The 13,391-nt window shown below is 64.5% G+C and carries 7 protein-coding genes; 4 read left to right on the plus strand and 3 right to left on the minus strand.

Annotation, left to right across the window (positions count from 1 at the left end):
• Window positions 1-100 precede the first annotated feature (100 nt).
• Window positions 101-946, minus strand: coding sequence for an iron-sulfur cluster carrier protein ApbC (gene apbC / locus MIC98_RS11045; protein WP_239737198.1), 846 nt, complete (start codon window positions 944-946; stop codon window positions 101-103).
• Window positions 947-1,186: 240 nt separating this feature from the next.
• Between apbC and MIC98_RS11050 the strand changes: the two genes are divergently transcribed.
• Complete coding sequence (locus MIC98_RS11050; RefSeq protein WP_239738145.1) at window positions 1,187-3,169, plus strand: prolyl oligopeptidase family serine peptidase; 1,983 nt, start codon at window positions 1,187-1,189, stop codon at window positions 3,167-3,169.
• 140 nt (window positions 3,170-3,309) lie between these two features.
• On the plus strand, window positions 3,310-6,174 hold the full coding sequence (locus tag MIC98_RS11055) for a TonB-dependent receptor (protein WP_239737199.1): 2,865 nt from the start codon (window positions 3,310-3,312) through the stop codon (window positions 6,172-6,174).
• An 89-nt stretch (window positions 6,175-6,263) separates the two neighbouring features.
• Here the strand turns inward: MIC98_RS11055 and MIC98_RS11060 are convergent, their stop codons facing one another.
• Window positions 6,264-7,862 carry an NAD(P)/FAD-dependent oxidoreductase gene (locus tag MIC98_RS11060; protein WP_239737200.1) on the minus strand — a complete coding sequence of 533 codons (1,599 nt, stop codon included), beginning with the start codon at window positions 7,860-7,862 and terminating at the stop codon, window positions 6,264-6,266.
• Window positions 7,863-8,002: 140 nt separating this feature from the next.
• On the opposite strand from MIC98_RS11060, the gene MIC98_RS11065 reads away from it, so the two are divergent.
• The gene (locus MIC98_RS11065; protein ID WP_239738147.1) at window positions 8,003-10,096 is read left to right on the plus strand and encodes a M13-type metalloendopeptidase; all 2,094 of its coding nucleotides are present in this window, start codon (window positions 8,003-8,005) and stop codon (window positions 10,094-10,096) included.
• Window positions 10,097-10,261: 165 nt separating this feature from the next.
• Complete coding sequence (locus MIC98_RS11070) at window positions 10,262-12,268, plus strand: M13 family metallopeptidase (RefSeq protein ID WP_239737201.1); 2,007 nt, start codon at window positions 10,262-10,264, stop codon at window positions 12,266-12,268.
• A gap of 176 nt (window positions 12,269-12,444) precedes the next feature.
• Here the strand turns inward: MIC98_RS11070 and MIC98_RS11075 are convergent, their stop codons facing one another.
• The gene (locus MIC98_RS11075; RefSeq protein WP_057641062.1) at window positions 12,445-13,104 is read right to left on the minus strand and encodes a rhomboid family intramembrane serine protease; all 660 of its coding nucleotides are present in this window, start codon (window positions 13,102-13,104) and stop codon (window positions 12,445-12,447) included.
• Window positions 13,105-13,391 lie beyond the last annotated feature (287 nt).

Genomic DNA, 13,391 nt, shown 5'->3' on the forward strand with positions numbered 1-13,391 from the left:
CGCGGCAAAGCCCCGCATTGACGTGGATGCGGGGCTTGTCCCGCATGGAGCCTTGCCGTGAAAGCCTCGTGCGGGGCAAGCCCCGCACCTACGAAGGAATTCAGACCAGCGACGAAACGATGGGAATCCCCGCGCGCGGGCGCTTGCCCAGCTCCTCCACCATCCGCTCCGCCGCCGCCACGTAGGCTCTGGCCGCCGCCGACCCGGGCGCGGCGGCCACGATCGGCGTGCCCACGTCGCCCTGTTCGCGGATGCCGATGTCCAGTGGCAGCGAGCCCAGCAGCGGCACCCCGTACTGCCCGGCCATGCGCTGGCCGCCGCCCTCGCCGAACAGGTGCTCGACATGGCCGCAGTTGGAGCAGGTGTGCACCGCCATGTTCTCGACGATGCCCAGCACCGGCACCTCGACCTTCTCGAACATCTTCAGCGCCTTGCGCGCGTCCAGCGTGGCGATGTCCTGCGGCGTGGTGACGATCACCGCCCCGGCCACCGGGATCTTCTGCGCCAGGGTCAGCTGGATGTCGCCGGTGCCCGGCGGCAGGTCGACGATCAGGTAGTCCAGGTCGTCCCAGCGGGTGTCCTTGAACAGCTGGGTCAGCGCCGAGGTCGCCATCGGCCCGCGCCAGATCATCGGCGAATCCTGATCGACCAGGAACCCGATCGACATGGTTTCCACCCCGAACGCGCGCATCGGCTCGATCGACTTGTTGTCCGGGCTCTCCGGCCGCCCGCTCAGCCCCAGCATCGCCGGCACGCTCGGCCCGTAGATGTCGGCATCCAGCACCCCGACCCGTGCACCCAGCTGCTGCAACGCCACGGCCAGGTTCACCGCGGTGGTGGACTTGCCCACCCCGCCCTTGCCGGAGCCCACCGCGATGACGTTGCGGATGCGGGGATGGGGGGAGAGACCAGGTTGAACACGGTGGGCTGCAGAACGGGAGGACATACGCAAATCTCACAGGAACTGCCGCCAGTGTCCCATACCTGCTTATTTCCATGCGTGCCAGACAAGCATGTCCGGCCAACGATAGCCACTGCAGCATGCGCCGCATATCTGCTACCTTTCCCGAGCTGTTCACATTTCAGTCAGCTTGAGTTTTCAAGTCGCTACCGCATCAGCCAAAGAGGTCGAGATATGCCCGTGAATATTGGCCGTTCCCTGCTTACCAGCGCCATCGCGTTTGTCATGGTAAACGGTGCCGCTGCCGCCCATGCCGCGCAACCCATTGCCATTGAGGATCTGGCCCGCTTGCCCGCGATTCAATCCGTTTCCATGAGTCCGGATGGCAAGCACTTGGTTGCCCTCATTCCTTCCCCGCAGAATCCTGAGGAAACCGCACTTGCAACATGGGACACCGATTCACTGACGGCGGGCCCCAAAGTCGTCACGCCCTCTGGCGACCGCATGAAATTCGTTGCCGCAGAGGCTCTGAAAGCAGACAAGATCCTGACCATAGGCCGTCAGGAATGGACCGGGCAGTTGGGTGGGTGCGGGGAAGGCAGCATCAATGGTGCCACCAAGACTTTCATGTTCAAGGCCTATCTCACCGGCGATGATCAGAAGAATTTCGAAGAAGCCTTTGCCGACAACACCCGCAAGGTTGGCGTCAGCGAGCAAACCCAACGCTGCATGGAACTTGGCGGCACCGCATCGCTGATGGATCGGCTTCCGCTTGATCCGGACAAAGTCATCATCCGCCAGCTCAACGAATTGAGCATGATGGCCAACTATTACCTCTACAACCTCAAGACCAAGCAGACAGAGCTGTTGTTCCGTGGCGGCACCCGTGCTTCACCCGCACTGTTCGATCGCCGCACGGGCAAGGTCCTAGCCAAGTCGCAGATCGAGCCTATCGGTAGCGATTACGAACAGCAGGTCCTCATTTTGGACGCAGCCAGTGGTGAATTCGTACCGCAGAAGCCGCTGACGACCAAGCTCTCCGAACGCAATTCGGTGGATGTTGCGGGCGTGGATGACAGCACCGGCAAGTACTACGTACTCACTGACCAGTTCTCCGACAAGGTCCAGGTGCGCCTGTATGATCCGAAACAGCAAAAGTTCGATGACGAACCTGCGCTCGCCGACCCCAATTTCTCCATCGGGGGCCTTCTCTTCAGTTCACGGGAAAGCAATTTCAACCAAGTGATCGGCTTCGTAGTTGACGGCCCCGCCATGCGGACTGTCTACATCGACCCCACGCTCAAAAGCATCCAGGAAACACTGGAACAGGCATTCCCAGGCGAGCAGGTCGATATTTCCCGCTATAACGACGACTTTTCCCGCATTCTCTTCCAGACAAACAGCTCCAGCCATCCAACCAATTACCACGTTCTGTTGGACAAGAAGAAAGTGGTCAATCTCGGCGGACAACGCCCTTGGCTCGACAAGGATGCCACCGGTGAAGAACGCTGGGTGACCTATACCGCCCGTGACGGCCTTCAGATCCCCGCCATCCTTGACCTTCCTGCCAACTGGAAGCAGGGGGACGCTCCGCTCCCGACCATCATCCACCCACACGGCGGCCCGTGGTCACGGGACCGCATGGGCTGGGATGGTTCCGGCTGGGTGCCATTCCTCACTTCGCGGGGCTATGCAGTCCTGCGCCCGCAGTATCGCGGGTCGTCGGGTCTAGGCCGCGCCCTGTGGATGGCCGGCGACCGCGAGTGGGGACAAAAAATGTCCGATGACAATGATGACGGCGCCGCCTGGCTGGTCTCCCAAGGCATCGCATCCAAGGATCGGATCGCCATCTTCGGCTACTCGTATGGCGGGTTTGCTGCGGCAGCCGCCACGGTACGCCCCGACTCCCCTTACCAGTGCGCCATTGCCGGGGCCCCTGTCACAGACTTGGCGCGGCTGGGCACGTCATGGAGCGACAACCGCCTGCAGCGCATTCTCCAGGGACAGACCGTCAAGGGTATGGACCCGATGAAGAACGCCGACAAGGCCAACATCCCGGTGATGCTGTTCGTCGGCGATCGTGACGTGCGCACCCCATCGTTCCACGCCCAGAGCTTCTATGAGGCGGTCAAGGGTAAGGTCCCGGCACAGTTTCACCTGATCGCCGATCAGCAGCACCAGATGCCTTGGTACCCACGGCAACAGCGGGAAACCCTGGGGCTGATCGAAGGTTTCCTGAAGAATGAGTGCGGCCCGGGGGGGCTCTAAAGGACAGGAACAGCAAAGCAACCCCGTCCCGGATGAGCTACCAGTGCAACTGTTGCGCCGGTAACATCTTTGCCCTTACATTTGCTTAACCGATACGTAACATCGGTCAGAACCGTGCACATCATTCAGGAGAGAGATACATGAACAAGTCCGTAAAGAGCGGGCTCCAGCGTCTACCACTGGCCATTGCGGTGATTGCTGCATTGCAAGCCATGCCTGCGTTCGCACAGGACCAGGCGGATGCCGAAAAGACCAGCACCAAGACCGAAAGCGCCAAGGACTTGGACACGATCACGGTAACCGGCTCCCTGATCAAGCGGCCGGAATATGAGACAACCTCCCCCGTGCAGGTGATCTCGGTCGAGAAGGGCATCGCCTCCGGCCAGATGGATACCGCCGATTTCCTGCAAACCTCCGCCATCGCGGCCGGCTCCACCCAGATCAACAACCAGTTCGGCGGCTACATCGTCGAAGGCGGCACCGGCGTGCAGACCGTTTCGCTGCGTGGCTTGGGCGCCAACCGAACCCTCATCCTGCTGGATGGCCAGCGCCCCGGCCCAGCCGGTACCCGTGGACAGGTCGGCGCATTCGACCTGAACGTGATTCCGCAGGCCATTCTGCAACGCATCGAGATCGTGAAGGACGGCTCGTCCTCGATCTACGGTTCTGACGCCCTTGCCGGCGTGGTCAACCTGATCACGCGCAAGAGCGTCGACCGACCGACGATGACCTACTCGATGAGCGTCCCGCAGCATGGCGGTGGTGAGCAATTCTCCGCCTCCATCGCCAACGGCTGGAATTTCGACAAGGGCAGCATCGTTGCAGCCGCACAGTGGGATCGCCTGAATGCCCTCACCTACGGTGATCGTGACTTCCTGCGTTGCAACCAGGACATGGTCTGGGGCACGGATGGCCAGCGTATCGACCGGGCTGACAAGTCCATCCTGGAAGGCACTGACTTGGCCGGGTGCAACAACCTCTACGCCAACACCATCATCAACTACTTCGATTCCACGATACGTTATGTCCCGACCAAGGACGGCAGCACCATCGGTCCGTTCCCGGGCTACAAGCCACGGCCGTACCCAAGTCCGACTTATGCCAACAACCCGAATGGTGCCTATTACGAAGACGTCCTGAACTACAAGTTCTGGGACAGCGCCGAAGTGATCAACCAGCGCGAGCGTGCCACGCTGTACGCGGCATCGGACTTCAGCTTCGATAATTTCAACTGGAAAACCCAGTTCCTGTATAACCGTCGCGAGACCAAAACGCATAACTATCGGCAGTTTTTCCCGGTTGTCTACAACGAAGCCGATGGCGAGTACTACGAACCGATCATGCCGTTCCCCAGTGACAACAAGGTGACGGTGGATTATTTCTATGGCGCGACCAAGCTTGACGGCCTGTTCAAGTCGACCGACAGCTGGGCGTGGGAAATCAACGGTACTTACAGCCGCTCCAGTGGTGACTACTCCAACCTGGCAATCGACAACTCGCGTACTGGTGACCTGACCAGGGCGAACAGTGGCGATGCATTGGTCGACTATTTCGATCCCGGCTTCCTCAGCGGCGAGCGCATGAGCGAACTGGTCGATGCCATTGGTCATTGGCATACGGGCAACACTGTCTACACGCAGGCCACTGCGAACGCCATTGCTACCGGTAATCTGTTCGCCCTGCCCGCTGGCGATGTCGCCACCGCGGTCGGCGTCGAATTCCGCAGGTACGAAATCAACGATACGCCATCGGAGTTCACGCGTAGCGGTTCGGTATGGGGCAGCAGCACCGCCGACATCACCAAAGGTACCGACAGGGTGAAGGAAGCCTTTGCTGAAATCGACGTACCGCTGCTCAAGGGTATCCCGGGTATCGAGTCGCTGTCGGCCAACCTGTCCGGTCGTGTATTTGAATACGACTCGGTGGAAGGCAGCGACCATGTGTGGAAGACCGGCCTGAATTGGCAGATCATCCCATCGCTGCGGGTCCGCGGCACGATGGGCACCTCGTATCGTGCACCGGGCCTGTTCGAACTGTATCTGGGTGACCAGACCGGCTTCCAGAACCAGGTGAACATTGACCCCTGCATCTTGTGGGGTGACAGCAACAATGATCTGCTGCGCGCGGGCTGCGCGGCAGCCGGTATTCCGGACAATTACGCAGGTACCGGCAGCAGTGCGACCATCCACTCCGGTGGCGGCAAGGGCTTCCTGAAGCCGGAAACCTCCAAGGCCAAGACGCTGGGCCTGGTGTGGACCCCGACTTTCGCCAATCTGAACGTCGCCTTGGATTACTTCGACTATCAGGTCCGTGGCGAAATCACCCAGTTGGACGAGTACGACATCGTTTACGGCTGCTATGCATCGGCGGTCTATCCGAACAATTTCTGTAACCAGATTGTTCGCAACAGTCCGACCGATCCGGCTGCTCCCAACTCGATCCGCGACATCTACAACACCTACATCAACATCGACCGCGAGCGTACCCGTGGCTATGACCTGCAGGTGAACTACGACAACGACTTCTCCTTCGGCAAGCTGTCCGCCGAGGCGCAGATCACGTACACCATCGAGGACACCACCCAGTACTTCGATTCGGCCTCGGCAAGTGGCAATTCCACGTCGAACCGGATCGGCTACATCGGTAATCCGAAGACGGTGGGCATTGCCAATGTCAGCTTGAAACGTGGCGACTGGACGTTCAACTGGCAGGGGCAATACGTGAGCAGCACGTCCAATCTGGATCTGAATCCCGCGTTCACCTATTCCGGCTATGAAGGGGCAACCCGCGATATCAAGGCCGGCTGGCAGTTCCGCCACAGCATTTCCACCGCCTACGACATGGGCGACTGGGCGATCATGGTGGGCGTGCGCAACCTGTTCGACAAGGCACCGGACCTGATTTCCGCAAGTGCGGGTACGGTCTATGGCAATGCTCCGCTGTACGCTTCGCAGTACGACTGGTACGGTCGTACCTTCTTCGCGCGCATGCAGTACAAGTTCTAAGCGCTAGAAAGGCTGTACCTTCAGAGGGAGGTGACGAATGTCACCTCCCTTTTCTTTTTCATCCACTGATATCCGTTCCTTGCAGATGGTCAGGCAGACAACACGGCCTTCGCCGCATTGTGCCCCGGCGCACCGGTCACCCCTCCCCCCGGATGGGTGCCGGAGCCGCACAGGTATAGGCCGGGAATGGCGCCGCGGTAGTCGGCCTGCCCCAGCATCGGGCGGGCGCTGAATAGCTGGTTGGGGCTCAGGGCGCCGTGGAAGATGTCGCCGCCGATCAGGCCGAAGCTGCGCTCCAGGTCCAGCGGACTCAGAACCTGCCGGCCCAGAATGGATGCGGCGAAGCCGGGGGCGTGGCGCTCGACGGTGGCGATCATCAGGTCGGCCACTTCCTCGCGGTGGTCGTCCCAGCTGCGCCCGTCCGGCAGCTGCGGGGCGACGTGCTGGCAGAACAGGCTGGCCACGTGCCGGCCCGGCGGTGCCAGCGAATCGTCCAGCGTGCTCGGGATCAGCATTTCCACCACCGGCTCGCGCGACCAGCCATGGCGGCGCGCATCCAGCCAGGCGCGGTCCATGTAGTCCAGGCTGGGAGCGATGATGATGCCGGCGGTGAGGTGATCGCCCGGCCCCGGCAACGCGCTGAAATCCGGCAGGCGCGACAGCGCCACGTTCATGCGGAAGGTCCCCGAGCCACAGCGCCAGTTCGCCATCCGCTCGCGGGTGGCGGCCGGCACTTCGTCCGGCGCCAGCAGGCGCTCGTACAACAGCTTCGGGTTGACGTTGGCGACCACGGCGCGGGCACGGATTACTTCTCCCGCCGACGTCACCACACCGGTTGCCCTGCCCGCTTCCACCAGCACCTTCTCGACACCCGCGCCGGTGCGTATCCCGGCACCGGCTTCGGTCGCCGCGCGCGCCATCGCCTGGGTGATCGCGCCCATGCCGCCGATGGCATGACCCCATGCGCCCTTTACCCCGTTGCTCTCGCCGAACACGTGGTGCAGCAGCACGTAGGCGGTACCGGGCGCATGCGGGCTGGCGTAGTTGCCGACGATGCCGTCGAAACCGAACAGGGCCTTGATCGGTTCGCTCTCGAACCAGCGGTCCAGGTATTCGGCGGCGGAGATGGAGAACAGGTCCAGCAGTTCCTGCTTCAGGCCGGCATCGAGTACCTGCAGGCGGCGGCCCAGCTGGCCGGCCTTCCACAGTTCAGGCAATGCCCGCAGCCAGCCGCCATCGGTCACGTTCGGCGGCGCCTGCAGGGCGGTGGCGCGCAACACGTCGGCGAAAATTTCCAGCCTGCGCTCATATTCGGGCAGGCGCTCGGCATCGCGCTGCGAGAACTTCGCCACTTCCCGTTGCGTGCGGCCGGCGCCGGCCAGCAGGTAGTTGCCGTCGGGCAGCGGCAGGAAGTTGTTGATCCGGCGCGGCACCACGCGCAGGCCGTGGCGTTCCAGTTCCAGCTCGGCGATCACCTTCGGCTGCAGCAGCGACACGGTGTAGGACGCCACCGAATTGCGGAAGCCGGGGTGGAACTCCTCGGTCACCGCCGCGCCGCCGACCACATCGCGCCGTTCCAGCACCAGCACCCGCTTGCCGGCCCTGGCCAGGTACGCCGCGCAGACCAGCCCGTTGTGGCCGCCGCCGACCAGCACCGCGTCCCACGGCCGTGAAGATTCGTTCGCCATGCCGGCTGTATAGCACCCACGGCGGCCGCCATGACCTTCGACACACCTTCGGTGACGGTTGCAGGCGTATCTTTCGACGCAAGGCCCCGTGGACGGGGCCTTGCTCATGCCCTGATTCCGGCCCGGAGGCCATTCACGTGATCGCTCGCAAACCCAAGTTCCTCCTGCTGACCCTGGCCGTCTCGGCCGCGCTGGTCGGCTGCAAGAAAGATGAAGCCACGGCCACCGATGCTGCCGCCCCGGCCGCGGCCGCCACCGAGCTGAAGCTGGACGAATCCAAGCTGCCGGCCTACAACGCCTTCACCGCGGCCGACCTGGACGCCGGCAAGGACGCCTGCACCGACTTCGGCGGCTACGTCAACGACAAGTGGCTGGCCGCCAACGAGATCCCCGGCGACCGCACCAGCTGGGGCGCCTTCACCATCCTCGACGAGCGTTCGGTCGCCGTGCAGCACCAGCTGGCCGAGCAGGCCGCGGCGATGAAGGATGCCACCGGCGTGGAAAAGATCGTCGGCGACTTCTGGGCCTCGGGCATGGATGAAGCCACGATCAATTCGCTGGGCATCACCCCGCTGAAGGCCGACCTGGAGGCCATCGACGCGCTGGCCGACAAGGATGCCATCGCCGGCTACCTGCGCAGCAGCGCGGCCAAGGGCGAGAACGTGCTGTTCGGCTTCGGCCCGGAAGCGGATTTCAAGAATTCGTCGATGAACATGGCCTACGCCATGCAGGGCGGCCTGGGCCTGCCGGACACCACCTACTACACCGACGCCGGCAAGGCCGACAAGCTCAAGGCCTACCAGGCCCACGTGGCCAAGGTGCTGGAACTGTCCGGCGTGGCCGCCGACGAGGCCGCAAGGCAGGCCGAAGAGGTGGTCAAGTTCGAGACCCGCCTGGCCAAGGCGTCCAAGTCCAGCGTCGAGCTGTCGCGCGACGTGTCGCTGTACTACAACCCGGTCAGCGTGGCCGATGCCGACGCGCTGACCCCGAACTTCAGCTGGAGCGAGTTCTTCAAGTCGCAGGGCGTCGCCGCGCCGGAGAAGTTCTCGCTGGCCATGCCCGCCTTCCACGAGGAAGTGAGCAAGATGCTGGGCGACACCGACCCGGCCGCGTGGCGCGCCTACCTGCGCTTCCACACCGTCGATGGCGCCTCGCCATACCTGAGCGATGCCTTCGTGCAGGAAAACTACGACTTCTACGGCAAGGCCCTCAATGGCCAGAAGGAAATGAAGGCGCGCTGGAAGCGCGTGCTGGGCACCATCGAGGGCGAGGCCGGCGAGGCCTTCGGCCAGATGTACGTCAAGGTCGCCTTCTCGCCGGAAGCCAAGGCCAAGATGGAAGACCTGGTCAAGAACCTGGCCGCGGCACTGAAGGAGCGCATCCAGAACCTGCCGTGGATGAGCGACGAAACCAAGACCAAGGCCATCGCCAAGTGGGAGACCTTCACCCCGAAGATCGGCTACCCGGACAAGTGGCGTGACTGGAGCGGCCTGCAGACCGCGCATGACGACTACCTGGGCAACATCCGCGCCGCCACCGCGTTCAACTACAAGTGGGCGCTGTCCAAGATCGGCCAGCCGGTGGACAAGACCGAGTGGGGCATGACCCCGCAGACGGTCAACGCCTACTACAACCCGATGCAGAACGAGATCGTGTTCCCGGCCGCCATCCTGCAGCCGCCGTTCTTCGACCCGAACGCCGACGACGCGCTGAACTACGGCGGCATCGGCGCGGTGATCGGCCACGAGATGACCCACGGCTACGACGACCAGGGCGCGCGCTTCGGGCCGACCGGCAACATGGAAGACTGGTGGACCCCGGCCGACAAGAAGAACTTCGAGGGCCTGACCGGCAAGCTGGTCAGCCAGTTCAACGACTACAAGGTCGGCGACCAGAACGTCAACGGCTCGCTGACCCTGGGCGAGAACATCGCCGACCTGGGCGGCCTGGCCACCGCCTACGACGCCCTGCAGAAGGCCAGCGAAGGCAAGGAGGACCCGAAGGTCGACGGCTTCACCCGCGACCAGCGCTTCTTCTTCAACTGGGCCACGGTGTGGCGCACCAAGTACACCCCGGAGAACGCCAAGGTCCGCCTGGCCACCGACCCGCACGCACCGGCGCAGTTCCGCGCGATGGGCGCGCCGTCGAACCTGCCGACCTTCGCCGCCGCGTTCCAGTGCAAGGCCGGCTCGCCGATGGCCCGCAGCGGCGACAAGCAGGTGGTGATCTGGTAAGCCGCGGCTGATTCCGCTGCAGCGACGAAGGCCCGGATTGCTCCGGGCCTTCGTTTTTCATGGGGCGGCATCGGCCGCCGCCGGAAATGCCACCGCCGTGGCATCGCGCCCCGACCCGGCTTGCTAGAATCCGCCCACTTTCAATCCTCCACGGATTCGCTGCACATGCCCATCGTTCGTCCGCTTCCCCTGGCACTGGCCTTCGGCCTCGCCGCCGTGTTGTCCTCGCCCGGCGCCGACGCGGCGCGCAGGAAGGCCGCCCCCGCGCCGGCGGTCAGCCCCGCCTGCACCGATTTCTACGGGCAGGCCAACGCGGATTGGCTCAAGGCGAACCCGGTGCCGCAGGCCGGCGCAGTGACCGCGCTGGGCCAACTGGCCGACAACGCCCGCACCCAGCAGCGCCAGCTGCTCGACAACGCGATGAACGCGCCGCAGGGCAACGTGCAGAAGCTGCTGGGCGACTTCTGGGCCAGCGGCCTGGACGAGGCCGCGGTGGAAGCCGACGGCTCCAACCCGATCGCCCCGCTGCTGGGCCGCATCAACGCGATCAAGAAGGCCAGGGACGTCCCGGCCTCGATCGCCGCGCTGCACCAGGTCGGCATCCCGGTGGCGTTCAACTTCGCCCCGGACGTGGACCTGAAGGCGCTGGACCGCCACATCGGCTACTTCATGCAGGGCGGCATGGGCCTGCCCGACCCGGCCTTCTATACCCGCACCGATGCCGACACCGTGGCGCTGATGGGCCGCTACCGCGCTTACGTCAAGCAGATCCTGGCGCTGACCGGCACCGCGGCCGACAAGCTCGACGCCGAGTCGGCGCAGGTCATCCAGCTGGAGACCGAACTGGCCCGCCACGCGCAGTCGGTGGCCGGCATCAACAACCCGTTCAACAACTACGCGCCGGTCTCCACCAAGGAGTTCACCGGCCGCTACAAGAACCTGCAACTGGACGCCTTCCTCAAGGCGCAGGGCGTGAACGACGACCTCGTGTCGCTGGCCGACCCGGCGCTGTTCCAGCAGCTCAACGGCATGATCACCCGCCTGCCGGCCGCGCAGTGGAAGGCCTACCTGCGCTGGCGCGTGGGCGATGCGATGGCGCCCTACCTGTCCAAGGCTTACCGCGACGCCGAGTTCGAATTCCGCGGCCGCGTCCTGCGCGGGCAGGTCATCGCCCCGGCGCGCTGGGAACAGGTGCTGGACGCGATCAACGTCGCCGCCGGCCCGATGCTCGGCCACGAGTACGCCGCTACCTACGTCAACCGCGACGCACTGCGCCAGGCCGGGCTGATGGTGGACCAGATCCGCGAAGCCCAGATCGCCGCGGTCAAGCGCAACGGCTGGCTGAGCGAGGAAGCCAAGGCCGAGGCCGAGGCCAAGCTGGCCGCGCTCAAGATCGAGATCGGCAAGCCGCTGCGCGACCTGGACTACACCGTGCAGCCGATGGGCCGCGGCAGCTTCGGCGGCAACATGCTGATCGCCTCGGCGTGGCGCCACACGCAGGAAATGAAGCGCATCGGCAAGGGCAACGCCGACCGCCGCTGGGACGTGCTGCCGCAGCAGCCGGCGCTGGCCTACGACCTGGCGCAGAACCGCCTGATCGTCACCGCCGCCGCCCTGCAGGGGCCGATCTTCGCCGACGCCAACGGCGTGGCCGGCAAGTTCGGCGCCTACGGCACGCTGGTCGCGCACGAGATCAGCCGCGCCATCGACGCCAAGGGCGCGCTGGTCGATGCCAAGGGCGAACTGCGCAGCTGGTGGGCGCCGGCCGACAAGAGCGCCTGGACGCTGATCGGCAACCGCGTCGCCGCGCAATACAGTGCCTATGCCTTCCCCGGCGTCAAGGACGCCAAGGTCAACGGCGAGCTGACCCGCGACGAGAACATGGCCGACCTCTCTGGCGTGGAGATCGCCTGGGAAGCCTTCACTGCCGCCCAGCCCGAAGCCAAGCCGGCCGAGCAGCAGGCGTTCTTCCGCGCCTGGGCATCGCTGTGGCCGCAGCAGGTTTCGCCGAACGAGGCCGTGCAGCGGCTGACCTCGGAAATCCGCGCCCCCGGCCAGTGGCGCAGCAACGGCCCGCTGTCCAACCTGCCGGCCTTCGGTGCGGCGTTCCAGTGCAAGCCGGGGCAGCCGATGCAGCGCGTCGAGGCCGAGCAGATTCGTATCTGGCGCTGATCGGTTCGCCAGCATGAATCACGAAAAGGCGCAGGAGATTCCCGCGCCTTTTCATTGCCTGCCTTTCGCAGGTGCCGGGCTTGTGCTTGCATCCCTTTTCGGGACAGGCACGCGGCTTTCCCGGCAAGGCCCCATGCGGGGCAAGCCCCGCATCTACGGGTGACGCGCGTTGCGCGTCACTTCACCCGGCGCAGGTGGTTCGGCCGCCCGCCACCTCCACGCTTGTTGAACGGCGGTTGCCCGCGCCAGTAGCGGATCAGCAGCCAGCCGAACAGCATGCCGCCCAGGTGCGCGAAGTGCGCCACGCCCGGCTGCCAGCCGGTGAAACCCAGCATCAGCTCGATGGCGCCGAACACGATGACGAAGGTGCGCGCCTTCATCGGGATCGGCGGGAACAGCAGCATCACCCGCTGGTTCGGGAACAGCATGCCGTAGGCCAGCAGCAGGCCGAACACGCCGCCCGAAGCCCCCAGCACCGGGCCGTACTCGCCGGCCCATGCAGTCACCAGCAACTGGCAGAGCCCGGCGCCGACCACGCAGGTCAGGTAATAGGTGAGGAAGCGCTTCTCGCCCCAGGTCAGTTCCAGCGGCGCGCCGAACATGAAAAGCGCCAGCATGTTGAAGAACAGGTGGCTCAGGCCGCCATGCAGGAAACCGTAGGTCAGCAATTGCCACGGCTCGAACCCCGGCGCACCCGGGATCACGTCCTGCGAGCCCAGTGGCCAGAGCACCAACTGCTCGAAGATCCCCGCGGTCTGCGGCAGCATCTGCAGCAGGAACAGGGCGATGTTGGCGATCAGCAGCGTCTTGGTGATGGTCGGCAGGCGCGGGAACATGGCGGTATCCGTGAAAACTGCCGCCATGATAGGGGATGCGTCATCGCCTTCGCGCTGACGCCCCACGATTTGCATTGCAAACCGCGGGCCACACCTCGCTCACCCATACCCCCGCCGCTTCGCGGCCGCCCCCTGACTCAGGGGAGAAGCGTCATCGCCTCCGCGCTGACGCCCCACGATTTGCGTTGCAAACCGCGGGCCCCATCTCGCTCTTCCACACCCCCGCCGCTTCGCGGCCGCCCCCTGACTCAGGGGGCTTTCCCCGGATACATCCGGTAGCACCGGCC

It is taken from the genome of Stenotrophomonas sp. NLF4-10, from assembly GCF_022359915.1.
Lineage (GTDB): Bacteria > Pseudomonadota > Gammaproteobacteria > Xanthomonadales > Xanthomonadaceae > Stenotrophomonas > Stenotrophomonas daejeonensis.